The organism is Serratia sp. CY56464 (assembly GCF_052168435.1).
Lineage (GTDB): Bacteria > Pseudomonadota > Gammaproteobacteria > Enterobacterales > Enterobacteriaceae > Serratia > Serratia marcescens.
The window spans coordinates 1,024,486-1,049,272 of the sequence record NZ_JBJNMV010000001.1 but is presented as its reverse complement, the minus strand read 5'-3'; the positions used below and the strand labels follow the sequence as shown (position 1 = coordinate 1,049,272).

Annotated in this window: 24 protein-coding genes; 9 read left to right on the top strand and 15 right to left on the bottom strand. The window is 60.2% G+C overall.

Annotation, left to right across the window (positions count from 1 at the left end):
* Nucleotides 1–227 precede the first annotated feature (227 nt).
* Nucleotides 228–560, bottom strand: coding sequence for a multidrug efflux SMR transporter SsmE (ssmE, locus tag ACJ8KE_RS05200; protein ID WP_004930487.1), 333 nt, complete (start codon nt 558–560; stop codon nt 228–230).
* Nucleotides 561–797: 237 nt separating this feature from the next.
* On the opposite strand from ssmE, the gene nifJ reads away from it, so the two are divergent.
* From nifJ to ACJ8KE_RS05185, 3 genes are all read left to right on the top strand, one after another.
* The gene (gene nifJ, locus ACJ8KE_RS05195) at nt 798–4,331 is read left to right on the top strand and encodes a pyruvate:ferredoxin (flavodoxin) oxidoreductase (protein WP_097101942.1); all 3,534 of its coding nucleotides are present in this window, start codon (nt 798–800) and stop codon (nt 4,329–4,331) included.
* A 232-nt stretch (nt 4,332–4,563) separates the two neighbouring features.
* Nucleotides 4,564–5,502: a tRNA 2-thiocytidine(32) synthetase TtcA gene (ttcA, locus tag ACJ8KE_RS05190; RefSeq protein ID WP_004930494.1), complete on the top strand. Its 939-nt coding sequence runs from the start codon at nt 4,564–4,566 to the stop codon at nt 5,500–5,502.
* A 146-nt stretch (nt 5,503–5,648) separates the two neighbouring features.
* On the top strand, nt 5,649–6,047 hold the full coding sequence (locus ACJ8KE_RS05185) for a VOC family protein (protein WP_004930496.1): 399 nt from the start codon (nt 5,649–5,651) through the stop codon (nt 6,045–6,047).
* Between the two features lie 218 nt (nt 6,048–6,265).
* Here the strand turns inward: ACJ8KE_RS05185 and zntB are convergent, their stop codons facing one another.
* Nucleotides 6,266–7,249: a zinc transporter ZntB gene (gene zntB, locus ACJ8KE_RS05180; RefSeq protein ID WP_016927567.1), complete on the bottom strand. Its 984-nt coding sequence runs from the start codon at nt 7,247–7,249 to the stop codon at nt 6,266–6,268.
* Between the two features lie 50 nt (nt 7,250–7,299).
* Between zntB and ACJ8KE_RS05175 the strand changes: the two genes are divergently transcribed.
* From ACJ8KE_RS05175 to ACJ8KE_RS05165, 3 genes are all read left to right on the top strand, one after another.
* Complete coding sequence (locus ACJ8KE_RS05175; protein WP_229597655.1) at nt 7,300–8,103, top strand: hypothetical protein; 804 nt, start codon at nt 7,300–7,302, stop codon at nt 8,101–8,103.
* Complete coding sequence (locus ACJ8KE_RS05170; protein ID WP_234212864.1) at nt 8,055–9,146, top strand: hypothetical protein; 1,092 nt, start codon at nt 8,055–8,057, stop codon at nt 9,144–9,146. Before ACJ8KE_RS05175 ends, ACJ8KE_RS05170 begins: the two co-directional genes overlap by 49 nt.
* A 194-nt stretch (nt 9,147–9,340) precedes the next feature.
* On the top strand, nt 9,341–9,589 hold the full coding sequence (locus ACJ8KE_RS05165; protein WP_004930507.1) for a hypothetical protein: 249 nt from the start codon (nt 9,341–9,343) through the stop codon (nt 9,587–9,589).
* A gap of 159 nt (nt 9,590–9,748) precedes the next feature.
* On the opposite strand, the gene ACJ8KE_RS05160 is transcribed toward ACJ8KE_RS05165, so the two are convergent.
* Nucleotides 9,749–11,383 (bottom strand): peptide ABC transporter substrate-binding protein, encoded by a 1,635-nt coding sequence (locus ACJ8KE_RS05160; RefSeq protein WP_033640165.1) that lies wholly within the window; start codon nt 11,381–11,383, stop codon nt 9,749–9,751.
* Between the two features lie 158 nt (nt 11,384–11,541).
* Nucleotides 11,542–11,892 (bottom strand): hypothetical protein, encoded by a 351-nt coding sequence (locus ACJ8KE_RS05155; RefSeq protein WP_015378006.1) that lies wholly within the window; start codon nt 11,890–11,892, stop codon nt 11,542–11,544.
* Nucleotides 11,893–12,098: 206 nt separating this feature from the next.
* Here ACJ8KE_RS05155 and mpaA point away from each other — a divergent pair, with 206 nt between their 5' ends.
* Nucleotides 12,099–12,806 carry a murein tripeptide amidase MpaA gene (mpaA, locus tag ACJ8KE_RS05150; RefSeq protein ID WP_028128339.1) on the top strand — a complete coding sequence of 236 codons (708 nt, stop codon included), beginning with the start codon at nt 12,099–12,101 and terminating at the stop codon, nt 12,804–12,806.
* Between the two features lie 3 nt (nt 12,807–12,809).
* Here the strand turns inward: mpaA and ycjG are convergent, their stop codons facing one another.
* Nucleotides 12,810–13,784, bottom strand: a complete 975-nt coding sequence (gene ycjG / locus ACJ8KE_RS05145) for an L-Ala-D/L-Glu epimerase (RefSeq protein ID WP_033640164.1) — start codon at nt 13,782–13,784, stop codon at nt 12,810–12,812.
* Nucleotides 13,785–14,009: 225 nt separating this feature from the next.
* Between ycjG and tpx the strand changes: the two genes are divergently transcribed.
* Entirely contained in the window at nt 14,010–14,513 is a 504-nt protein-coding gene (gene tpx / locus ACJ8KE_RS05140) for a thiol peroxidase (protein WP_016927561.1), read from the top strand.
* Between the two features lie 57 nt (nt 14,514–14,570).
* Here the strand turns inward: tpx and tyrR are convergent, their stop codons facing one another.
* The 7 genes from tyrR to pspA all read right to left on the bottom strand — a co-directional run bounded on the left by tyrR (nt 14,571) and on the right by pspA (nt 20,571).
* Nucleotides 14,571–16,142 (bottom strand): transcriptional regulator TyrR, encoded by a 1,572-nt coding sequence (gene tyrR, locus ACJ8KE_RS05135; protein ID WP_033634193.1) that lies wholly within the window; start codon nt 16,140–16,142, stop codon nt 14,571–14,573.
* 313 nt (nt 16,143–16,455) lie between these two features.
* Nucleotides 16,456–17,517, bottom strand: a complete 1,062-nt coding sequence (locus ACJ8KE_RS05130) for a YcjF family protein (RefSeq protein ID WP_004930545.1) — start codon at nt 17,515–17,517, stop codon at nt 16,456–16,458.
* Entirely contained in the window at nt 17,514–18,911 is a 1,398-nt protein-coding gene (locus ACJ8KE_RS05125) for a YcjX family protein (RefSeq protein WP_442517145.1), read from the bottom strand. Before ACJ8KE_RS05125 ends, ACJ8KE_RS05130 begins: the two co-directional genes overlap by 4 nt.
* Nucleotides 18,892–19,158 (bottom strand): phage shock protein PspD, encoded by a 267-nt coding sequence (pspD, locus tag ACJ8KE_RS05120; protein ID WP_031299672.1) that lies wholly within the window; start codon nt 19,156–19,158, stop codon nt 18,892–18,894. Before pspD ends, ACJ8KE_RS05125 begins: the two co-directional genes overlap by 20 nt.
* Nucleotides 19,159–19,255: 97 nt before the next feature.
* On the bottom strand, nt 19,256–19,615 hold the full coding sequence (gene pspC / locus ACJ8KE_RS05115) for an envelope stress response membrane protein PspC (RefSeq protein ID WP_116403585.1): 360 nt from the start codon (nt 19,613–19,615) through the stop codon (nt 19,256–19,258).
* The gene (pspB, locus tag ACJ8KE_RS05110; RefSeq protein WP_004930553.1) at nt 19,615–19,842 is read right to left on the bottom strand and encodes an envelope stress response membrane protein PspB; all 228 of its coding nucleotides are present in this window, start codon (nt 19,840–19,842) and stop codon (nt 19,615–19,617) included. Before pspB ends, pspC begins: the two co-directional genes overlap by 1 nt.
* A 63-nt stretch (nt 19,843–19,905) precedes the next feature.
* Nucleotides 19,906–20,571 (bottom strand): phage shock protein PspA, encoded by a 666-nt coding sequence (gene pspA, locus ACJ8KE_RS05105; protein ID WP_004930555.1) that lies wholly within the window; start codon nt 20,569–20,571, stop codon nt 19,906–19,908.
* A gap of 184 nt (nt 20,572–20,755) precedes the next feature.
* On the opposite strand from pspA, the gene pspF reads away from it, so the two are divergent.
* Complete coding sequence (gene pspF, locus ACJ8KE_RS05100; RefSeq protein WP_097101936.1) at nt 20,756–21,763, top strand: phage shock protein operon transcriptional activator; 1,008 nt, start codon at nt 20,756–20,758, stop codon at nt 21,761–21,763.
* A 193-nt stretch (nt 21,764–21,956) separates the two neighbouring features.
* Here pspF and zigA read toward each other — a convergent pair whose 3' ends face one another.
* Genes zigA through folE2 form a run of 3 tightly spaced genes read right to left on the bottom strand, consistent with a single transcriptional unit; the run spans nt 21,957 to nt 24,631 of the window.
* The gene (gene zigA, locus ACJ8KE_RS05095; RefSeq protein ID WP_016927556.1) at nt 21,957–23,144 is read right to left on the bottom strand and encodes a zinc metallochaperone GTPase ZigA; all 1,188 of its coding nucleotides are present in this window, start codon (nt 23,142–23,144) and stop codon (nt 21,957–21,959) included.
* Nucleotides 23,145–23,154: 10 nt separating this feature from the next.
* Nucleotides 23,155–23,715 (bottom strand): carbonate dehydratase, encoded by a 561-nt coding sequence (locus ACJ8KE_RS05090; RefSeq protein ID WP_016927555.1) that lies wholly within the window; start codon nt 23,713–23,715, stop codon nt 23,155–23,157.
* Nucleotides 23,705–24,631 carry a GTP cyclohydrolase FolE2 gene (gene folE2 / locus ACJ8KE_RS05085; protein WP_079452053.1) on the bottom strand — a complete coding sequence of 309 codons (927 nt, stop codon included), beginning with the start codon at nt 24,629–24,631 and terminating at the stop codon, nt 23,705–23,707. Before folE2 ends, ACJ8KE_RS05090 begins: the two co-directional genes overlap by 11 nt.
* Nucleotides 24,632–24,787: the final 156 nt, after the last annotated feature.

Here is a 24,787-nt window from a genome sequence, read left to right as displayed (position 1 = left end):
ACGTCACCGCTGCCATCGAGGAAGTTTTTCCCGCGACATTGGTATTAATTATCTTCGCGTGCTTTCATTGCGGCGGCGCATTTTTTGCTACCGGAGAGAACGATATTTGCGTCTATGCTGGCGGCGCTAAGTAATTAGCATTCCACTATTTTCAGTGAATGATAACTGAATTCTTCAACCGGCGCGACTTGCTGTCACGCCGGCCTTTTTTTACATTAAAATAACACTCAGTGCACCGAGGCTTTCGACAGTAAATTAATCACCAGCACGCCGGCAATAATTAATCCCATGCCGACGATCGCCGGCCAATCCAATTTTTGCTGATAAACGAACACTGCGGCGACCGACACCAGCACGATGCCCATGCCCGACCAAATCGCATACACGATGCCCAGCGGCATGCTTTTGACCACCATCGACAGCCCCCAAAACGCCACGCCGTAGCCCAGCACCACCAGCAGCGACGGCCACAGGCGGGTAAAGCCCTCAGAGGCTTTCAACATGGTGGTGGCGATCACTTCCGCGACTATCGCCATCGTCAAATACATAAATGCGCTCATGGTTTTCTTCTGTCAATTTGCCGATGCGCAATTATGACGCGCCGGAAATAAATTGTCTTTAAACGGTGAAAACAATTTATTGCCCCGGCCCCTAATCGGCGAGGAAATACGCCTTTGACGATTTATCACCCGCCACACAAACACGATAAAGCCACGTTCGCCCCCTCTGTTAGACTTTTTTCCATTACTGCGAAAGTGCGCTTTCGCTGCTTTGTGAGCAATGAAAAGGTAACGCCGATGATAACTACAGATGGTAATAATGCAGTCGCTTCCGTGGCCTATCGCACCAACGAAGTGATTGCCATCTACCCTATCACGCCAAGCTCCACCATGGCGGAGCAGGCGGACGCCTGGTCCGGCGATGGCCGGCAAAACATCTGGGGCGATATCCCCCGGGTGGTGGAAATGCAGTCGGAAGGCGGCGCGATCGCCACCGTGCACGGCGCCTTGCAAACCGGCGCGCTGTCGACCTCGTTCACTTCATCGCAGGGTCTGCTGCTGATGATCCCCACGCTGTACAAACTGGCCGGCGAGCTGACGCCGTTCGTGCTGCACGTCGCCGCGCGCACCGTGGCCACGCATGCGCTGTCCATCTTCGGCGACCATTCGGACGTGATGGCGGTGCGCCAAACCGGCTGCGCCATGCTGTGCGCCGGCAGCGTGCAGGAGGCGCAGGACTTCGCGCTGATCTCACAGACCGCCACCCTCAACGCGCGCGTGCCGTTTATCCATTTCTTCGACGGTTTCCGCACCTCGCACGAGATCAACAAGATTGTGCCTCTCAGCGACGATACGCTGCGGCAAATGCTGCCGCAGACAGCGATCGACGCCCACCGCAGCCGGGCGCTGTCGCCGGATCATCCGGTGGTGCGCGGCACTTCCGCCAACCCGGACACCTATTTCCAGTCGCGCGAAGCCACCAACCCGTGGTATGACGCCACCGGCCAACACGTGATCGACGCCATGGAAGCCTTCGCCGCCCTCACCGGCCGCCACTATCGGCCGTTCGACTATTACGGCCACCCGCAGGCCGAACGCGTGGTGGTGGTGATGGGCTCCGCCGCCGGCACCTGCGAAGAAGTGATCGACACCCTGCTGACCCGCGGCGAGAAAGTCGGCGTGCTGAAGGTGCGGCTGTTCCGGCCGTTCTCCGCCCAGCATCTGCTCGGCGCGCTGCCGGACAGCGTGCGCAGCGTCGCGGTGCTCGATCGCACCAAAGAACCGGGCGCGCTGGCCGAGCCGCTGTATCTGGACGTGATGACCGCGCTGGCGGAAGCCTACAGCCGAGGCGAGCGCGTCACGCTGCCGCGGGTGATCGGCGGCCGTTACGGCCTGTCATCGAAAGAGTTCGGCCCGGACTGTGCGCTGGCGGTGTTCCGTGAGCTGGCCCAGCCGCAGCCGCGCCCGCGCTTTACCGTCGGCATCTTCGATGATGTCACCGGGCTTTCACTGCCGCTGAGCGACGAAGTCCTGCCGCAGCGCGCCTCGCTGGAAGCGCTGTTCTACGGTTTGGGCAGCGACGGTTCGGTCTCGGCCACCAAGAACAACATCAAAATCATCGGCAACGCCACGCCGCTGTATGCGCAGGGCTATTTCGTCTACGACTCCAAAAAGGCCGGCGGCCTGACGGTGTCGCATCTGCGCGTCAGCGAGCAGCCGATCAATTCGGCCTATCTGGTCAGCCAGGCGGATTTCGTCGGCTGCCACCAGCTGCAGTTTATCGATAAGTACCAGATGGTTGAACGCCTGAAGCCCGGCGGCACCTTCCTGCTCAATACCCCTTACGGCGCCGATGAGGTCTGGTCGCGCCTGCCGCAGGAGGTTCAGGCGTTGTTGTACCAACGCCAGGCGCGTTTCTATATCATCAACGCCGCCAAGCTGGCGCGCGAATGCCGGCTCGGCGCGCGCATCAACACCGTGATGCAGATGGCGTTCTTCCATCTGACGCAGATCCTGCCGAGCGACGTGGCGCTGCAACAGCTGCAGGACGCCATCGCCCGCAGCTACAGCAGCAAGGGCCAAGAGATCGTCGAGCGCAACTGGCAGGCGCTGGGCGCCACCCGCGGTGCACTGATTGAAATTCCGCTGCAGCCGGTCGACGACAGCAGCCCGATGCGCCCGCCGGTGGTCTCGGACGCCGCGCCGGACTTCGTCAAAACCGTTACCGCCGCGATGCTGGCCGGGCTGGGCGATGCGCTGCCGGTTTCCGCCTTCCCGCCGGACGGCACCTGGCCGGTGGGCACCACCCAGTGGGAAAAGCGCAACATCGCCGAAGCGATCCCGATCTGGCAGCCCGACCTGTGCACCCAGTGCAACCACTGCGTCGCCGCCTGCCCGCACTCCGCCATTCGCGCCAAAGTGGTTCAGCCGGCGGAGATGGAACACGCCCCCGCCTCTCTGCAGTCTCTGGATGTCAAAGCGCGCGATATGCGCGGCCAGAAATACGTACTGCAAGTGGCGCCGGAAGATTGCACCGGCTGTAACCTGTGCGTCGAGGTCTGCCCGGCGAAAGATCGCCAGAACCCGGAGATCAAAGCCATCAACATGGCGTCGCGCCTCGATAATCTGACGGCGGAAAAAGACAACTACGACTTCTTCCTGCAGCTGCCGGAAATCGATCCGGCGCAGCTGGAGCGCATCGACATTCGCACCTCGCAGCTGATCACGCCGCTGTTCGAATACTCCGGCGCCTGCTCCGGCTGCGGCGAAACGCCGTACATCAAGCTGCTGACCCAGCTCTATGGCGACCGTTTGCTGATCGCCAACGCCACCGGCTGTTCCTCGATCTACGGCGGCAATCTGCCGACCACGCCTTACACCACCAATGCCGAAGGGCGCGGGCCGGCGTGGGCCAACTCGCTGTTCGAAGACAACGCCGAATTCGGCCTGGGCTTCCGTCTGACGGTCGATCAACATCGCGCACGGGTGCTGCGCCTGCTGAACTCGCTGGCGCCGCAGCTGCCGGAGCAGTTGGTCAATGCCTTGCAGATGGACGACGTGGCGCCGGAGCCGCGCCGGAAGCAAATCGCCGAACTGCGCACGCTGTTGGCGAGTTTCGAGGGTGAAGACGCACGCCAGCTGGCGGCCGATGCCGATTACCTGGTGGATAAATCCATCTGGCTGATCGGCGGGGACGGTTGGGCCTACGACATCGGCTTCGGCGGTTTGGATCACGTGCTCAGCCTGACGGAGAACGTCAACGTGCTGGTGCTCGACACTCAGTGCTACTCCAACACCGGCGGCCAGCAGTCGAAAGCCACGCCGCTGGGCGCGGTGACCAAGTTCGGCGAGCACGGCAAGCGCAAGGCGCGCAAGGATCTGGGCGTCAGCATGATGATGTACGGCCATGTCTACGTCGCGCAGATCTCGCTGGGGGCGCAGCTTAACCAGACGGTGAAAGCGATTCAGGAAGCCGAGGCCTATCCGGGGCCGTCGCTGATCATCGCCTATAGCCCGTGCGAAGAGCACGGCTACGATCTGGCGCTCAGCCACGATCAGATGAAACAGCTGACCGCCACCGGCTTCTGGCCGCTGTACCGCTTCGATCCGCGCCGCAGCGCCGAGGGCAAGGCCGCATTGGCGCTGGATTCGCGGCCGCCGAACAGCAGCCTGGCTGAAACGTTGCTGAACGAGCAGCGTTTCCGTCGCCTAAACGCGCAGCAGCCGGAGGTGGCCAGCGCGCTGTATCAGGCCGCCGAGAAAGAGCTTAAGGAGAAATACGATTTCCTCAGCCTGCTGGCCGGCAAGGCGGAAAAGTCCGCCGCTGAGTAACCCCTGTCAGGGCGCGAGCGATTCGCGCCCTGTTCTTTTACTACCGCCGGCGTAAATCGCAGCAACAAAACCTGCTGGCATTCCGGCGCGCAATCCGTACCATACAGGCCTCGCGTCGGGCGCATGGAAGCAGGATGATGAATAATGATCAAAATTGGCCGGTTGAATGGTAAACTCGCGGTCTACAACCCCATGCCCCTAGTGCCCCCCATTGAGAATGAGCACGATTTAAATGTCAGAAAAGCAATCCGTTAGCCAAAAAGAGCAGTACAACCTGAACAAATTGCAAAAGCGCCTGCGCCGCAACGTGGGCGAAGCGATCGCCGATTTCAATATGATTGAAGAAGGCGACCGCATCATGGTCTGTCTGTCCGGCGGCAAAGACAGCTACACCATGCTGGAGATCCTGCGCAATCTGCAGCAAAGCGCGCCGGTCAACTTCTCGCTGGTGGCGGTGAACCTCGATCAGAAACAGCCCGGCTTCCCGGAGCATATTCTTCCCGCCTATCTGGAAAGCCTGGGGGTGGAATACAAGATCGTCGAAGAAAACACCTACAGCATCGTTAAAGACAAGATCCCGGAAGGGAAAACCACTTGTTCACTGTGTTCGCGCCTGCGCCGCGGCATTCTGTACCGCACCGCCACCGAACTGGGCGCCACCAAGATCGCATTGGGCCACCACCGCGACGACATTCTGCAGACGCTGTTCCTCAACATGTTCTACGGCGGCAAGATGAAAGGCATGCCGCCCAAGCTGATGAGCGACGACGGCAAACACGTGGTCATCCGCCCGCTGGCCTATTGCCGCGAGAAAGACATCGAGCGTTTCTCGATCGCCAAAGCGTTCCCGATCATTCCATGCAACCTGTGCGGCTCGCAGCCTAATTTGCAGCGCCAGGTGATCGGCGACATGCTGCGCGACTGGGACAAGCGTTACCCAGGCCGGTTGGAAACCATGTTCAGCGCCATGCAGAACGTGGTGCCTTCGCACCTGAGCGATATCAACCTGTTCGATTTCAAAGGCATTCACCACGGCAGCGCCGTGGTGGACGGCGGCGATTTGGCCTTCGATCGCGAAGACATCCCGATGCAGCCGGTCGGCTGGCAGCCGGAAGACTCGGACGACGCGGCGCCTGCGCCAGAGCGTTTGAACGTGCTGGAAATCAAATAAGCCCCCTCGCCGCTTGCCATCCTGCGAGCGGCGACATTTCCCTTTCCCGACGATCTCGATCCTGTTCACAGTTTGCGCAAAATTTGCTGGGCAGTGCCGTTTTTACCCTATACTGTTTATTTATACAGTCATATGGAGATCGCGCAATGAATATCACCCCCTGCCTGTCCCACGTCTCGCTGGGCTCCAACGATTTCGAGGCCGCCGCCGCCTTTTACGATCGTGCGCTGGCCGCTTTGGGTTGCCGACGGGTGCTGGAGCATCCCGGCGCCATTGGTTACGGCCGCGACTACCCGGAGTTTTGGCTACAGGTGCCGATCGACGGCCGGCCGGCCTCACCCGGCAACGGCACGCACGTCGGTTTTTTCGCCACCAGCAAGCAACAGGTGGATGAATTCCATCGCCAGGCGCTGCTGGCCGGCGCCGTCGATGAAGGCGCGCCCGGTTCGCGGCCGCATTACGGCGAGGCTTACTACGGCTGCTTTGTTCGGGATTTGGATGGGCACAAGATTGAAGCCAGCTTCTGGGATGAAAGCGCGGCCTGAAGAAGAAAGGAAGCCGAATAAAAAAATGCCGGTGATTAAACCGGCATTGTACGAATCAAATGTGCTATGCAGTAATTCAAAAATAAGAAAGTAAGACAATTATGGAGCGCAACGCCCATCGCTTGACGTTGCATTCACCTGCGAGAGAGATCATGCCCCATTTCCCCCGGCTAAATGTTGATATTGCTCAATGTTAACCGGGTTTTCGTCATTTTTGCCTACAGCCAGCGGCTGCGCTTCAACCACCAGGCGACGCCAAGCACCAATCCGACCAGCATCAGGCAAAATGCCGCGAAACCGAAAGGATTACCGCCGCCCGGAATACCGCCAAGGTTGACCCCGAACAGCCCGGTCAGGAAAGTGGTGGGCAGAAATACCATCGCCAACAATGACATGGTGTAAGTGCGGCGGTTCATCGCGTCGGCCATCACCGTGGTGATTTCGTCGGACAAGATGGCGGTGCGTGCAATGCTGCCGTCCAGATCGTCCAATCCCCGTCCCAGGCGATCGGCGATATCCTGCATGCGGCGGCGATCGTCGTCGCTCATCCACGGCAGGCGGTCGCTGGCCAGCCGCGCGAAGACGTCGCGCTGCGGCGCCATGTAACGGCGCAGCACGATCAGCTGTTTACGGATCAGCGCCAGCTGGCCGCGCTCCGGCACCTGCTGCTCCAGCAAGGCGTCCTCCAGATCGATAATCTTGTCGTGCAGATCCTCGATAAATTCGCTGGTGTGATCGGTCAACGCATCGGAAATTTCCACCAGCCAGCTGCCGCTGTTGGTCGGCCCAGCGCCGCTTTGCAAATCGTTCACCACCTGATCGATGGAATACACCTTGCGGTGCCGGGTGGAGATAATCAGCTTGTCGGTGATATATACGCGGATGGTGACCAGCTGATCCGGCCGGGAATTAGCGTTAAAGTTGATGCTGCGCAGGGTGATCATGGTGCCTTCGCCCTGGCGGCTGACGCGCGGCCGTGAGCTTTCGCCGGAGAGTGCTTCGCGCACCGAGTCCGGCAGCAGCGGCGTGGTACTCAGCCATTCAGCGCTGGCCGGGTGCGCGTAATCAAGATGCAGCCAGCACGGCGCGTCGCAGGTGATCTTGTCATCCTGTTCGATCGGCGTGACGCCCCCCTTGCCGTCGAGCTGGTAGGCGTAAACCGCATCGGCGACCTGCAGCTCGCTCCCCTCAATCACATCCATTCATTTATCCCCTCAGTCTTGCTTATGTTGCTGAGTCTAGCGTTAACGTCTTGGAGATCAAAGGCCAAGCTGTAACGCCAGTTTTCTCGTTGTCCCATAAACGTGTTCTATACTTCTGCCGCAAGGAACGCCAGACAGCCCGAGAGGAGACTCGCATGTTACAAATCAGCACCGCAGATATCTTGAAAGTCGTCTTACCGACCGTCATTACGCTGTTTATCGCCGTGATCAAAACCCCTTTTCGCATTCGGCGGGAAAAACACGATAAGCTGCTCAAACTGCTCGAGTCTGTCGAGAAACCCCACGCCGCCCCCATTTGCCTGCTGCAGTTTCGAGACTATATGGGAAATAAAACCATCAGGCTGACGGCATTGCGGCTACTGCTGGCGCTGCCGGACAGCGTGACCGCGCTGGAACGTTATCGCTTCACCGGTGGCCGCCAGCAAATCCTGCGCGCCACGTCCGCAGGCTTCGTTTTGCGGCCAAACGCCGATAGCAAGTTCAAACGTTTTTTGCTTTCCGGCCGTTATTTCTTGCTGTACCTGCTGTTCGTCATGCTGCTGGTGCTATTGCTGGCACTGGCGCAATGGGGGCTGCGTGGGGTAGAAATCACCACCACGTCGATCACCTATCTGCCCGGTGCGCGCATCGGCGACGGCTGGCAACTGCTGTTCCTCGGCTTATTGTTTACTATCATTATGCTTAGCCTGGTATTCATGATTTTCAGGCAGTTGATGCTGGCGGGCAATCTCAGCTCGGAAAGCGCCTTTTATCGTTACTATCAACAGGCGCGTGAGGAACAACGATGTCGGGAACTCCTAAGACAAATGCGCGATGTTCTGTGCCGTATCTGATGGGGATGCGCCGCTTGTTTCGCCGCGCGATAGCGACGCTGCTGTTCGCCGGGCAAACGGCCTATGCGCAGCCGACGCTGGAGCGCATCGCCGTTCCGTTTCGCGTAGCGACGGCGGCGGGCGATTTTTCTTACTATGTCGCCCATGAGCACCGCCCCCAGCCGCGTACCGCGCTGGTGGTGATGCACGGGCATCCACGCGACGCCGCCAAGACGTTGCAAGCGGCGATCGATGCCGCGCAGGGAGCGGGAGGCAACAGCTTGCTGGTCGCCCCGCTGTTCCAGGTGCCGGTAAAACTCGCCGTCCACTGCCATTCCGCCGGTCTACCCCAGCCGCAAGACGGTGACGCTCTCTGGCGCTGCGGCTCGTGGATCGCAGGCGATTTGGATAATAGCGGGAAAACCGGCTCGTTCAACGCCATGGATAACCTGCTGGCCGATCTGAAACGGCGTTGGCCGTCGCTGCAGTCGATAACCGTGGCCGGTTTTTCCGCCGGCGCCCAGTTCGTGCAACATTATGTCGGCTTTGCTCAACCGCCAAGCGGAGTGCGTCTGCGCTATGTGGTGGCCGATCCCGGCAGCTGGCTCTATTTTGATCGTCTGCGCCCTCTGCCCACAAGCTGGGGAAGCTGCGGCAGTGAGAAAACCTGCCGCTTCCGCTGGCAAACGCTGGACGCCGGCCGCTGTCCGCAGGCCAATCGCTGGAAATTCGGTCTGGAAGCGCTTCCCGCTCACCTGCAGCGCGCCGCAGACGCGGCTCGCCGGCGCTATGCTGCGGCCGATATCACCTATCTGGCCGCCGCCGATGATACCGGCACCGCGCCGGGCGCCTACTATCGGATACTCGACAAATCCTGCGCCGCCCAGCTACAGGGCCCCTATCGATTGCAGCGCGCCCTGGCCTACGCCGACTACGATCGGCGTTACCTGGCGCCCCAGAAGCCGCATCGGTTAACGATCGTTCCCGGCTGCGGGCACAATGTCGCCTGCGTCTTTCCCGCCCCGACGGCCAGGCAGGCGCTTTTCCCCATTAATGCAGACTAATAATAACGGCAATGAAATAAACCCTTGCCGATAAATCGGACAATATCGCCGATAAAGCGCTGGCAATAGCGTTATTATTATGACTTAACATATTGCTGTCAATTTTAATTCAAAATAATAATAATAAATCAACACAAAGCTGTTTCAGCGCAAATTTTAGGGGCATATACTTTTCTCACTACGAGGAGGTAGTTATGTTACGCGACCATTTAAAAATAAACGCCAGCGATACGCTGGAAAAAATCAGCAATATCCATTTGCAAAACCAGGGCCAGGAAGAGATCAGTGAGTTCGTGGTGAAAAACGCCGCCGGCCTGCAGATTGGCAAGGTCTCCGTCCACGATCGTTTCAGCACTCGTCGCTCTTACCCCACCAGCTACCGCATCACCCAAACCGACATGAGTGGCCGTGTGGTGGTGGATGCCATGCGGGACTGTCTATAAGCGTAACCACTCGCTGAAATAGCGAAACAATAATGTGATGATGGCAACCCTGTTTATTATTAAACGGGGTTTATCGCGTGGAAAAATTAATTACCTTCGTTGTTGCAGCGTCGAGAAAATAAAGCCCCCGCATTAGACGGGGGCGATCAATAAATCGACTCAGTGTTTGATGATATACATCGTTTGACTATAGGCCACGTCTTCCGGATTGGTGATCGGGTAGCCTTTTACCCACGGTTTGATCAGGCGGCCGTTGGTGTATTGGTAAATCGGCGCGATCGGCGCCTGATCGGCAATGATCTGTTCCATTTTGTTGTAATCGGCGGTCACCGCCGCCGGATTGGTTTCCCGCCCCGCCTGCGCCAGCAGCTTGTCGTAGTCCGCGTTCTTGAACTTGGCGATGTTGCCGCTGTGGGTGGAGGTCAGCAGCGACAGGAAGGTCGACGCCTCGTTATAGTCACCCACCCAGGAGGCGCGGATCACATCAAAATTGCCGGTGTTGCGGCTGTCGATATAGGTTTTCCACTCCTGATTCTGCAGCTTGACGTCAATACCGAGCTTTTTCTTCCACATCGAGGCCACGGCGATGGCGATCTTCTGGTGGCTTTCCGAGGTGTTATACAGCAGCGTCAGTTTCAGCGGGTTGTTCGGGCCGTAACCGGCCGCCTGCAGCAACGCCTTGGCCTGTGCATCCAACTCCGCCTGTGATTGCTGTTGCAGCAAGCTCGCTTCCGGTTTGAACCCGGCGGTCACATCCGGCGTGAAGTGATAGGCCGGTTTTTCGCCGGTGCCCAGCACTTTTTCCGCGATAATCTTGCGATCGATGGCGTAGGACAAAGCCTGGCGCACCCGCACGTCGTTGGTTGGCGCGCGCTGGGTGTTGAACGCGTAGTAATAGGTGCCCAGTTGATCCGGCGTGTACACCTGCCCCGGAATGTCTTTCAGCAGCTTCTGATACATGTTTTTCGGGAAGGATTCGGTGATGTCGATGTCACCCGCCAGGTAACGCTTGGTGGCGTTGGATTCCTGGTTGATCGGCACGAAGGTCACTTTAGTCAGCACGGTACGCGCATGATCCCAGTAATGGTCGTTAGGCGTCAGCACCAGCTTCTCGTTCACCACCCGCTCCTGCAGCTTGAACGCGCCGTTGCCCACCAGATTGCCGACCTTGGTCCAATCATTGCCGTATTTTTCCACCACCGTCTTATTGACCGGGAACAGGCTGAAGTTGGCCGTCAGGCTGACGAAGTACGGCACCGGTTTGTCCAGCTGCACTTTAAGCGTGTAGTCGTCCGGCGCCGACACGCCTAAACGATCGGCCGGCAATTTGCCGCTGATGATCTGCTCGGCGTTCTGGATCCCCGCCAGCTGCGCGAACCAGGCGAACGGCGACAGGTTTTTCGGCTCTACCAGCCGCTGCCAGCTGTAAACGAAATCCTTCGCCGTGACAGGGTCACCGTTTGACCACCGCGCGTCTTTGCGCAGATGGAAGATATAAGTCTGGTTGTCGCTGGTCTGCCAACGCGTGGCGACGCCGGGGATCACTTTACCGCTGGCGTCCTGATTGACCAGCCCTTCGAACAAATCGCGCGCCAGCTGAGCCTCCGGCAAGCCTACCGCTTTGATCGGATCGAGCGAGGCCGGTTCGTCTTTAATGTGGCGCACGATTTCCTGTTTGGCCGCCAACGCGGTGCCCGGGGGAACCTGCGCCGCCATAGCGCTGCTCATACAGGCGCCGATCGCCGCCGCGCAAAGCGCCAAACGAAAACCCCGTTGCATTCTTCTTCCCGTCATTATGATTTTCCCCCGTTAACCAACTGAATTTTTTATCATATAGCACAAGATCCATCCGGCCTAGAGCCCGCGGTCGAGAAGTTGCAAAAAGTGCGATTCAGGCGATAAAAAACCCGTGCGGCGCAGGGCGGCACGGGCGGTGTTTGCAGCGGCGACCGTCAGTCGTACAGGTGGATGCTGTTGATGCGGTAGCTGAACTCTTCGCCCTCTTCTTCATCGAACACGGTGAAAAAGCCTTTCTCGGCCAGCGGACGAGCCGAGATATCGGTTTTTTGCAGCTGGCGCGCGTCGGCGTCGTCATAACCGTAGTCGAGGTAGAAGGCATCTTTCTGGTAATCGATATGCAGGGTGAACGGATAGTTCGATTCGTCACCGCGCCCGTCGTCGTTTTTCACCACGCCGAACCATTCCCCCTGGCGGATCTGGTTTTCAGCGTCCACGCCGCACAGCAGCGTGATGGTGTCATTTTCATTTTCGCTATAGCTGGCGATGATTCTGGCTACTGGCATGTTAAATCCTCTTGCGGGTGATTGGCTTAGCACTGCCGTTAGTATAACAATAGCGTCAGGCCAGGTGCGGTTTAATTGGCGTTTTCACCGCAGCGGCCTCACAGATCGCGCAAACGCCGCACAATTGCGATGGGAAAGATGTCTCAAAGCGTAATACACTGAATAAAATGACAATGACTCTCGACCTTTCATCCAGGGACAACACCATGACCGAACATCGACCACGCAGTGAACGTGGCCAGTTGGCCATCGCAGGAGAGAACTACGGCAGCTCGCTGCTGGGCGCGCCGCTGCTCTATTTCCCGGCGGCGAACGGCGGCCCGCAGACCGGGCTGATCATCGCCGGCACCCACGGCGATGAGAGCGCCGCCATCGTGACCCTGTCCTGCGCGCTGCGCAGCATCGCCCCCGAGCAGTTGCGCCATCACGTGGTGCTGGCGGTCAACCCCGACGGCTGCCAGCTGGGGCTGCGCGCCAATGCCAACGGCGTCGATCTGAACCGCAACTTCCCGGCCGCCAACTGGCGCTCCGGCGACACCGTCTACCGTTGGAACAGCGCGGCGCCGGTGCGCGACGTCAAACTCTCCACCGGCGGGCGCCCCGGTTCCGAACCGGAAACCCAGGCGCTGTGTCACCTGATCCATCGCCTGAAGCCGCACTGGGTGGTGTCGTTCCACGAGCCGCTGGCCTGCATCGAAGATCCCGCCAGTTCGCGGCTCGGCGTTTGGCTGTCGCACAAGTTCGAGCTGCCGCTGGTGACCAGCGTCGGTTATGAAACGCCCGGCTCGTTCGGCAGCTGGTGCGCGGATCTGTCGCTGCCGTGCATCACCGCCGAATTCCCGCCGATCTCCGCCGATGCCGCCAGCGAGCGTTACATCGACGCGATGACCGAGCTGTTGACCTACCCGAATTAATCCCTACGGGGCGATATCGACGATCGCCCCGCATTCGAACGCCAGGCCCGGTTCGGCGTCCCGCGCCAGCCAGGTCGGGCCGTCCAGATCGACGAAGCGCGCCGCCGGCGCCAGCGGCAAGGCAGCGGATATCGCCCGCGACGTACACAACATGCAGCCGAGCATGATGGCGAACCCTTGTTCGCGCGCGGCCTGCGCCAGCGCCAACGCCTCGGTCAAGCCGCCGGTTTTGTCCAATTTGATGTTGACCATCTGATAGCGCTGCGCCAACTGCGGCAGATCGGCGCGGGTGTGGCAGCTTTCATCGGCGCAGATCGGCAGCGGATGAATAAAGTGCTCCAACGCGGCGTCGTCACCGGCCGGCAACGGTTGCTCCAGCATCGCCACGCCGAGATCGGCCAGCAGCTGGCAGCGCGCCGCCAGCCCTTCCGCCTGCCATGACTCATTGGCGTCGACGATCAGCGTCGTCTGCGGCACCGCGGCGCGGATCGCCACCAGCCGCTCGCTGATATAGTGATCGTCGAGTTTGATCTTCAGCAGTGTGGCGCCCTGCCGCTCCAGCTCGCGCGCGGCGAAGGCCATCGCTTCCGGCGTGCCAATGCTGACGGTCTGCGCCATGCGGATCTGCGCCGGCGCCGTCACGCCGCTGCGCTGCCACAGGCTCTGCCCGTGCAGCCTGCACTCCAGATCCCACAGCGCCGAATCCAGCGCGTTGCGGGCCGCGCCCGCCGGCATCTGCGTCAGCAGCTGCTCGCGGGTGATGCCCCGAGCGATCGCCGGCGCCATCTCTGCCAGCTGCGCCATCACCGATTCCTCGCTCTCGCCGTAGCGCGGATACGGCGTGCATTCACCGGTGCCGCGCACGCCCTGCTGTTCGATTTCGACCACCACCACCCGGGCTTCGGTGCGGCTGCCGCGCGCAATCACGAAGGCGGTATGCAGCGGCCAGGCTTCCGGGTAAAAACGCATGTCTCTCATAACGGCTCCTGAGCGAAAACTGCGCATTCAGCCAGGCTGATGCGCCGGTGATGTTTTATAGAACAGTCTAATATATACAACTATTTAGCAAACTTTGATATCCAATCCGTCCCGGTTGTCATAAACTGGCGCCAGGGTGTGAACCTGATGTTAACTGCCGTTGTCGGCGCGCCGTTTCATCAGGTTCATACCCTTTGTATAAACACCTGTAAAAGGAATCTAGCAATGACTCAGACAGTACATTTTCAAGGCAATCCGGTCGGCGTAGCGGGCAAGCTGCCACAACAGGGCGAACAGGCCAAGGCCTTCTCGCTGGTTGCCAAAGACCTGTCAGACGTGGCGCTGAGCAGCTTCGCGGGTAAACGCAAAGTCCTGAACATCTTCCCAAGCATCGATACCGGCGTCTGCGCGACGTCGGTGCGTAAATTCAACCAGCTGGCCAGCGGCCTGGATAACACCGTGGTGCTGTGCATCTCCGCCGATCTCCCGTTCGCGCAGTCTCGTTTCTGCGGCGCGGAAGGCCTGAGCAACGTGGTCACCCTGTCCACCCTGCGCGGCGCCGAGTTCAAGCAGGCGTACGGCGTCGAAATCACCGAAGGCCCATTGGCGGGCCTGACCGCGCGCGCGGTCGTGGTGCTGGATGGCCAGGACAACGTACTGTACAGCGAGCTGGTGAACGAAATCACCACCGAGCCGGACTACGACGCGGCGCTGGCTGCGCTGAAATAACAAAGCCGGCGAACGCCGGCTTTGGAAACACGCTAAAGGCGCCGCAAGGCGCCTTTTTTATTCTTCGCCCTCAGCGCCGCCTTTGCGGCTGCTCAGGCCATACTCGCGCAGCTTGTTGGCGATGGCGGTATGGGAAACGCCCAGTCGCTTCGCCAGCTTGCGGGTGCTGGGATAGGTGCGATACAGGCGCGTCAGCACCGAGCGCTCGAAACGTTTGCTGATGTCGTCCAGCGAGCCGTCCAGCACCTCGTCGCCCAACGACATCTCCACCTCGAACTCCGGCAACACGATGTCCTGCGGCCGCAGCTCGTAGCCTTCGGTTTGCGTCAGCGCGCGGTAGATGGCGTTTTTCAGCTGACGCACGTTGCCCGGCCAGCCGTATTTGCTGAGGAAGCCGCCCAGATCGCTCGCCAGCTTGGGCCGCGCTACGCCCTGTTCATCGGCGAAGCGCGCCACGAACAGTTCGGTCAGCGGCATGATGTCCTGCGGACGTTCGCGCAGCGGCGGGATGGTGATGGTCAGCACGTTGAGGCGATAATAGAGGTCTTCGCGGAATTCGCCGCGCTGCACCAGCTCGGTGAGGTTTTTCTGGGTGGCGCAGATCACGCGCACGTCGACGTGCACCTCATGCTCCTCACCGACGCGACGGAACGTGCCGTCGTTGAGGAAACGCAGCAGTTTGGTCTGCATGCGCGGCGACATTTCGCCGATCTCATCCAGCAGCACCGAACCGCCGTTGGCCTGCTCGAAGAAGCCTTTCTTGCCTTCCAGCGCGTTGGGATAAGCGCCCGGCGCATGGCCGAACAGCTCGCTCTCCACCACGTCATCCGGCAGCGCGGCGCAGTTCAGCGCCAGGAACGGCTGTTTGCCGCGCGGGCTGCGTAAATGGCAGGCGCGGGCCAGAATATCCTTGCCGGTGCCGGTATCGCCGACGATCAGCAGCGGCGCATCGAGCATCGCCAGCTTGCGCGCCTGCTCCAGCACATGACGCATCTTGGCGCTCACCGCGACGATGTGGTCGAATTCGGTATCGTCGTTCACCGACAGATTTTGCAGTTGGCGGCCCATGCGCGCGGTGGACTTCAGCATCACCACCGCGCCAACCGCGGCCGGCTGCTGCTGTTGGTCTTCCAGATAAATCGGCGTGATGTCCATCAGGAAGTCCTGGCTGCGGATCACCACCCGCTCGGCGTGCGGCGCCGTATGCTCGCTCTCCAGCCAACGGCTGAAGTTATAGCCGCCGATCAGCGCCCCGGCGGTCTGGTTGCGGATCTTGTCTTCGCTCAGGCTGAACAGCGCCTGCGCCGCCGGGTTGGCCAGCTCGACCTTGCCTTTCATGTCGATCGAGAACACCGGTTCCGGCATCGACTCCAGCAGCGCACGCAGCGCGCGATGCTCGCGTTCGGAAGGCATAAAGCTGACGGTGCGCACGTCGGTTACGCCGGCGATGCGGCGGATCTCCGCCATCAACGCGCGGAAAGTATCGAAATCCAGCTGGGAGAAATTGAGGTAAATGCGGCCGATGGGATCGATTTCGATGCCACGTAAGTCAATGCTGCGCGATACCAAAAGATCGAGTAATTCTCGAGTGAGACCGAGGCGGTCTTCGCAAAATACTTCCAAACGCATCAGTGTTGGCCTTATCTCTGCAGGTGCGGGGATCGTTGACGATGATGATACTCCCTCGCACCGGGCGGTAGAAGCGATCTGTCAGCAAAAGTTGACAGAACTCTGATTTATTGCCGTGGTTGCTGATTTTAAACGCAAGCGGATAACAGCATCGGCGTCATTTTAGCCTACAAACAGAGAGTTATCACAACCAGAATTAATTTTGCAGAGATTTATCACGTAATCACAGGGGGATCGACTGTCGTCAAGTCTCGATTACGTCCGGCGTCGGCGCCGTTGAGAAAACGGCGCTCCTGAGAGCGCCGTCGCGGGGTTATTTGGCCTTGCCGTCGCTCTTTTTCAGCGTATCTTTCAACTGGCCGATCAGCTGGCTGCGGAAATCGCCAAGCTTCGGTTTTTCCCCTTCCAGCCACGGCAGCGGGCGGCACAGTTCCATCGCCTTGATGCCCAACCGCGCGGTCAACAACCCGGCGCCAATGCCCTGCGCCGCGCGCGCCGACAGCCGCGCCGCCAGATCCTGCGACATCCAGTCCATGCCCACTTCGCGCACCAGTTCGGAGGCGCCGGCGAAGGCGATGTTGAGCAGCACCAGCCGGAACAGACGAATGCGGCTGAAGTAGCCCAACTCGATGCCGTACAGCGCGGCGATGCGGTTAATCAAACGGATGTTGCGCCAGGCAATAAACGCCATATCCACCAGCGCCAACGGGCTGACGGCGATCATCAGCGTCGACTCGGCGGCGGAGCGGCTGATTTCGCGCCGCGCCTGGTTGTCGAGCACCGGCTGCACCAGTTTGGCGTACAGCTCAACCACTTCACGATCGTTTTGCGTTTCATGCAGCGACGCCTGCCAGCGCTGCAGTGCCGGATGCCCCTGATCCAGACCGGCCTGGCGCGCCAGCTTCTCGCAGAATTCGCGCCCTTGCCCCAGCCCGTGGCTGTGCAACAGCTCGCGCGCCACGTCGCGCTCTTCCGCGCGCTGGCGCAGCCGATACAAACGCCGCCACTCGGTGACCACCGAACCGACGCCGGCGAACACGATCAGGCCGCCGGCCACGCCGCCGCCCATGGCGATCCAGTCCTGCTGCACCCAGGCGGTATGCACCCACTGCACGCCCTGCGCCACTACGCTGACGCCGAACAGCGCCAGGCCGGCGGTGACCATTTTGCGCCACAGGCTGCGTTTAGGTTTCAGCGCGGCGTTAATGATGCCTTCGGCGCGCCCTTCTTCCTCTTCCTGCTGCAGCTCCGGCGCCGCCGGAAAGAAGCTTTCCGCCTGTTCGGCATCGAAAGCGACGCCGGCGCGCAACGCCGGCTCCTGCGGCGGCTGCAGCGGCTCGTCAAAATCGATACGCGGTTTGATCGGCTCGCTCATCGCAATTTGTCTCCCAATAAAAACTCCATCACCGCATCCAGACGGATGTGCGGCAACGGGCTGTCCACGCTCATGGCGCGCGGACGAAACTCATCGAAGTGGAACCCCTGGCTCTGCCAGAACGCCGGCCCCGGCAGACGGGCGGGCACCTCGCCGGGGAACACCGTCAGCGGCGCGCCGTCGCTCAGGCGGTTGCCCTTCAGCGCCGGGATACGCTGCCCCTGATGATCGACGATGCCGCTCTCGGTCGCCTGCACCGAGGCCAGGCCGACGCAATCCATGCTGATGCCCTCGAACGCCGCGTTCTGCCACGCCTCTTGCACCAGCTGTTGCAGCAACGACACCAGATTGGCGTGCTGATCGGCGGTGATATGGTCCGCCTTGGTGGCGGCGAACATCAGTTTGTCGATGGTCGGCGAGAACAAGCGGCGAAACAGCGTGCGCTTGCCGTAATGGAAGCTCTGCATCAGCTGGGTCAGCGCCAGACGCATGTCGTTGAACGCCTGCGGGCCGCCGTTGAGCGGCTGCAGGCAGTCAACCAGCACGATTTGCCGATCGAAACGAACGAAGTGTTCTTTGTAGAAGTTTTTGACGATCGACTGGCAGTAATAGTTGAAGCGAGCGCGCAACATGCCGATGTTGGTGTGTTTGTCGGCCTGCGCCAGCTTCGATTCGCCGATAGTGGCCACGTCAGGCCACGGGAAAAACTGCAGCGCCGGCGCGCCGGCCATATCGCCCGGCAGCACGAAACGCCCCGGCTGAATGAAGTGCAGCCCTTCGCTTTTGCAGCGCAACAGATAATCGGTGTAGGCCTGGGCGATCGCCGCCAGGCGGTTTTCGTCGACCGGCGCCAGCGGATCGCAGGCTTTGCACAGCTCAAGCCAGGGCTTGGCCCATTCGGCGCGTTCGCCCTGCAGCAGCCCGGTCATCTGGCGCGACCAGGCCAGGTAATCCTGCTCGAGCATCGGCAGATCAAGCAACCATTCACCGGGATAATCGACGATCTCCAGGTACAGCGTGGAGGTGTCTTTGAAGTGGCGCAGCAGCGAGTCGTTGGAACGGTAGCGCAACGCCAGCCGGATTTCGCTGACGCCGCGCGTCGGCGTCGGCCAGGCCGGCGGCGTGCCGTACAGCTGCGCCAGCCCTTCGTCATAGGTGAAACGCTGGATGCCGAGATCGCGCTGCGGGATGCGTTTAACGCCCAGCAGGCGCTCTTCGCGCACCGGTGAAAACAGCGGCATGCGCGCGCCGCTGTGCACATGCAGCAGTTGGTTAACGAAGGCGGTGATAAAGGCGGTTTTGCCGCTGCGGCTCAGGCCGGTCACCGCCAGGCGCAGATGGCGATCCATTCCGCGGTTGACCAGCGAGGTTAACTCATTTTGCAGTCGTTTCATTGCTCTCCTTGACGTAACGCCCGAATGCCTTGTTCAGACCTTTACGGAACAGCGGTTCCAACACCAGCGCCAGCACGAAGCGCACCGGTTTGCGGCCGACGGTCTTCAACAGCCAGCCGGCGGCGCCCGCCGGGCCATAGTTCAATAACGCTATGATGATGACTTTAGCCAATGTCTTCAACATTGCCGCCGCTCCTCGTTTAAATCCACCCGTTCTGGCGGTGTTCGCGACATCGATTTTATTCATGACAATGCCCTCCGGCACAAGACGATTAAGATGACCCTCAACGGGATAACGGCGGCGAAGATGCCCGGCCTGCGCAGGCCGGGCATCGCAAGAAGGGTTATAGCTTGCGGAAACGGCTCTGTACGCCGAAGGTGTCGGACGTCACGTAACGCTCGACCTGACGCAGTTGCTGTTCGCCGCTGCCCAGCTCATATTCCAGCTGATCGAGCAGCTGGCGCGGCGTTTTCTGATGCTCGCCCTCGAAACGGCTGGCCGGCGCTTCGCCCAACACGAAGACCAGCGCGATATAGGCCACCAGCGTGAAGAAGAACAGCCCAAAGAACAGCGACAGCACTACCATCACGCGGATCAGGCGCACCGGCACGTCGAAATAATGGGCCAAACCGGCGCAGACGCCTTTCACCATGCCTTCTTCGGGTACGCGATAAAGCTTTTTACTGCCCAGCGTATTGCTCATCAGGACTGTCTCCAGTTCGGGTGTTCCGCATCGAGGATCTCTTCCAGCGCCTGAATGCGTTCACGCATGCGTTTGGCGTCTTCCGCCAGCTGCGCCAGGCGCTGCATTTCTTGCTGACTCAGCTGGATGCCGGTCTGTTGCCGATTGCTGTAATGCAGCCAAAGCCAAATCGGCGCGACAAACAGCACGAAAATTGTCAGCGGAATGGCAAGTAATAAAGCACTCATTGTTATTCCTTCTTATCGGGTCCTGGATTGGCGGCCACCTCCGGCGTGTGGCCGCGGTTCGCCTTACTCTGAGCGGTTCATCTTGGCTTTCAGCGCCGCCAGCTGCTCACTGATGGCGTCGTCGGCTTTCAGCTCGGCAAACTCTTGGTCCAGCGACTTCTTTTTACCGATGCTGATGCTTTCAGCTTCGGCTTCCATGTGGTCGATGCGGCGCTCGAACTGTTCGAAACGCGCCATCGCCTCATCCAGCTTGCCGCTGTCGAGCTGACGGCGCACTTCACGGGAAGAAGACGCGGCCTGATGACGCAGCGCCAGCGCCTGCTGCCGCGCGCGGGTTTCGGTCAGCTTGTTTTCCAGCTCGCCGATTTCGCTCTTCATGCGCGCCAGCGTTTCTTCTACGGTCGCCACTTCCTGCGTCAACGTGGCGATCAGATCGGCCACCTTTTGTTTTTCGATCAGCGCCGCGCGGGCCAAGTCTTCTTTATCCTTACGCAGCGCCAGTTCGGCTTTTTCCTGCCAGTCACTTACCTGGCTTTCACCCTGCTCGATGCGGCGCAGCAGCTGTTTCTTTTCCGCCAGCGCGCGCGCCGATGTAGAGCGCACTTCAACCAGCGTGTCTTCCATCTCTTGGATCATTAACCGCACCAGCTTCTGCGGATCTTCCGCCTTGTCCAGCAGGGTGTTGATGTTGGCGTTCACGATGTCGGCAAAACGAGAAAAAATACCCATAATTCACTTCCTCTTGGTTCTGATGGCGTCTGAAGCGCCGCGTTAAGTCGTACAGCTTGCCCAAAGATATAATCAAAACCCGTGCCAACTTTTATATCATTGAAAAACAACAATTCTTTATTTTTGACTCTCCGAGCGCTTGCTGTAGAGTGATTATTTTCACCAAACATTGGCGAATTTCATCATGAACGAACAGCCAGAGAATTTGTTGGGCGAAGCAAACGCCTTCGTCGACGTATTGGAGCAAGTCTCCCAGGTGGCAAAGCTGAACAAACCGGTGCTGGTGATCGGCGAGCGCGGCACCGGCAAGGAGCTGATCGCCCACCGCCTGCACTACCTCTCCAACCGGTGGCAAGGGCCGTTCATCTCGCTCAACTGCGCGGCGCTGAACGAAAATCTGCTGGACTCCGAGCTGTTCGGCCACGAGGCCGGCGCCTTTACCGGCGCGCAGAAACGTCATCTGGGCCGCTTCGAGCGCGCCGACGGCGGCACGCTGTTCCTCGATGAGCTGGCGACCGCGCCGATGCTGGTGCAGGAGAAATTGCTGCGGGTGATCGAATACGGTCAGCTGGAACGCGTGGGCGGCAGCCAGCCGCTGCGGGTGGATGTGCGGTTGGTGTGCGCCACCAACGACGATCTGCCGGCGCTGGCGGCGGCGGGCAAGTTTCGCGCCGATCTGCTGGATCGGCTGGCGTTCGACGTGGTGCAGCTGCCGCCGCTGCGCCAACGCCGGCCCGATATCATGTTGCTGGCCGAGCACTTCGCCATTCAAATGTGCCGCGAGCTGGGGCTGCCGCTGTTTACCGGCTTTACCGAACGCGCCAGGCAGACGTTGCTCGAATATGGCTGGCCGGGCAACGTGCGCGAACTGAAAAACGTGGTGGAACGTTCGGTCTATCGTCACGGCGACAGCGACAGCCCGCTGGATGAGATCGTCATCAACCCGTTTGCGCCGCGCGAGGCCACGCCGGTCGCGCCCATTCCTGAAGACGCCGCCGCGTTGCCGCCGCTGCCGTTGGATTTGAAACACTGGCAGCTCGAGCAGGAGAAGGCGCTTCTCGAAGCGGCGCTGCAGCAAGGCCGGTTCAATCAGCGCAAGGCGGCGCAGCTGCTGGGGCTCACCTACCATCAGCTACGCGGCATGCTGAAAAAACATGCGCTGCTGCAAAACGGCGAAGCGGACGAGGAATAGCGGGCAAAAAAAAAGCCAGCACCCGAGCTGGCTTAAAAAACACTGGAAGCAATGTGAGCAATGTCGTGCCTTCCACATCAGAGCCGCAAACCGCGGCCTTCCGTGAACTGCCAGGCGATGATAATAGTTATCAGTATCGTCTGTAAAGCACTTTGTTGAGAATTTTTCTCATTACCACACGAAGATTGCGCAATTACCACTCAGGGAACGGGTCCGCCATATCCAGCCAATAGTCCACGCCGGCGGCCATTTCATCGTCGCTCAGCAGGCAGTCATCCAGCAAACGCACGATCGCCGCCTGTTGCAAGTGCTGGCCGATAAACACCAACTCCTGCCGCATGTCGCCGAACGGCTCCACCCATTTCTCCTGAATATGTGCCCGCGTTTCCGGATCCTGCGGCCAATTATCTTGCGGGATAGCGCGCCAAAAGGTGCCCGCCAGGCCGTAATGGGCGATGCCGCCGGCCTGGCTCCACTGCCCGGCCTGTCGCGGACGCGTCGCCAGCCAGAAGAAGCCTTTCGAACGCAGCAGCTTGCCGCCGCCCCAGTCGCCGTTGATCACACGGTAGAACTTGTCCGGCGCAAACGGCCGCCGCGCTTGATAGACAAAGCTGCTGATGCCGTAGCTTTCCGTTTCCGGCACGTGTTCGCCGCGCAGCTCTTTCAGCCAGCCGGGCGCCTGCTGCGCCTTTTCAAAGCTGAAGCTGCCGGTATTCAGCACCGCCTCCAGCGGCAGTTTGCCCGGCGCGATCGGCACAATGCGGGCGTCGGGATTCAGGCTGGCCAGCAGCGCCATCACTTCGCCCTGCTGCGTTGGCGTCAACAGATCGGTCTTGCTGACCAGGATCACGTCGCAAAATTCAATTTGCTCGATCAACAGGTCCGCCACGCTGCGCAGATCGTCCTCGCCCAGGCTTTGGCCGGCCTCCTGCAGGCTTTGCGCCTGTTGGTATTGCTGAATGAAATTCACCCCGTCGACCACCGTCACCAGCGTATCCAGCCGGGCGAATTGGGACAGGCTTTCGCCCGCTTCATCCTCAAAGGTAAAGGTTTCCGCCACCGGCAGCGGCTCCGAGATGCCGCTCGATTCGATCAACAGGTAATCGAAACGCCCCTCCTGCGCCAGTTCGCGCACCGACACCAGCAGATCTTCGCGCAGCGTGCAGCAGATGCATCCGTTGCTCATCTCCACCAGCTTCTCTTCCTGGCGATCGAGATGCACTTCATTCTCTACCAGAGCGGCGTCAATGTTCACTTCGCTCATGTCGTTGACAATCACCGCCACGCGCATGCCCTGCCGGTTGTTCAGGATATGGTTCAGCACCGTGGTCTTGCCGGCGCCGAGAAAGCCGGAAAGCACGGTCACGGGAAGTTGTTTCATGGAAACCTCATTAAAATTCATTGCGTAATGCCTGATAACCGCGCACCAGTTCGACGTTGGTGGCGGCCACTTCTTCCGAAAACTGCAGCGCGCCGCGATCGACCTGGCGATAACGCGACAAATCGCTGTCCGGCCCCACGCGCTCGGTCGAGGGGATATAGCGGTTTTCCGGCAGCGTCACGCCGTCCACCACCGCGTTGTAGCGCACCACGCAGCCGGACTGAACGTGGCAGTTGAACAGCACGCTGTTGAAACCGATAAACACCCGATCGTCGATGCGACACGGGCCGTGCACGATGGCGCGGTGGGCGATCGAGCTGTAACGGCCGATGGTGACCGCCGCCCCGCTCTTGGAATGGATCACCACGCCGTCCTGAATATTGGAGTGCGAGCCGATGACGATCGGCTCCATGTCGCCGGTTGCGTTCAACTCGTCGGCGCGGATCACCGCATACGGGCCGACGTAGACGAAATCTTCGACGATCACCCGGCCGCAAATAATGGCGGTGGGATCGATGTAGGCCAGCGGCGAAACCTGCGGCAGATGGCCGCTGGGATTTTTACGCAGCATGGTGTTCTCCCCGCCAGCTCAGCTCCGCCACCGCATTGTGGGCATGCAAACTCTCCTGATGCTCGACGCGCAGCGAGAAGGCGCGGTAGTCGCACTGGCTGCGCAGCATGCGATACAGACGCCGCGCCGCGTCCTCGCAAAACATCAGGTTCTGACCGTTGGCCAGCGCGAAGGCCTGCTCGTCGCGGCGTTTCACCAGCGTTTGCACCGGCGTGCCCAATGCGTGTTCGATGCGGTCAATCAGTTTCACCGGTTCGAACGCCCTTTCATTCTCGGGCGTTACGGTGATCCAGGCCCAACTGCGCTGGCTGTGGGGGGTGGCCGGCATCCCTTGCTCCAACAGCCACTCGCTCACCTGCCGTTGGCTGACGCGCTCCGCCGCCTGTTCAAAATCAAACTGAAACTGTTGCTGCGCCAGCTGGCGGCTGAGCGCCGCCGAACTCGGGCAGGTGGAGGAATAAGGCACGCCGACGGTCAGTGCCAGCGTCAGCGTATCCGTCAGGGTGGCCTCGATGCGCAGCGGATAGGCTTTCCAGCCGCGCTGCGGCGACAGCAGCGCCGGGCGTGACAGCAACAGCTCGCCGCTGAGCGTCAGGCTGGCGCGATCGCTGTGTTCCGGCTGCGAATCCAGAAAAGCCTGCAGCGTCCGACCGATGCGCTGCGGCGTCAGCTCTCCCTGCGTCAATTCGTCCAGCGCCAGATACAGCCGCGACATGTGAATGCCGCGTTCCCCCGCCGCCTCGGCGCGCAGGTTGATACCGGCGTCGACCTTCGCCATCAATGGCTTGCCGGCCAGCTCCAGCGGCAGCGCGATCCCTTGCATCCCGACCCAATCGAGCCCGACATCACTCATTTCGCCGCGACCTGCCTGAGCGTCCGGCAGCGAACGGCGTGGTGGAAGTGCAACTTCGTTCATACATCCCCTTGCGTTGTTGTGACTTTGCCGGGGAACGGTAACATGTTTTTGTTATATTATAACATAACATAAAAAACTTTTTTCTTGCCGCTGAACGGCCTGATTAATCAAGTCGCAGAAAACTCAGCGATTTTGCTCAATGGATTGGGCTGCCGG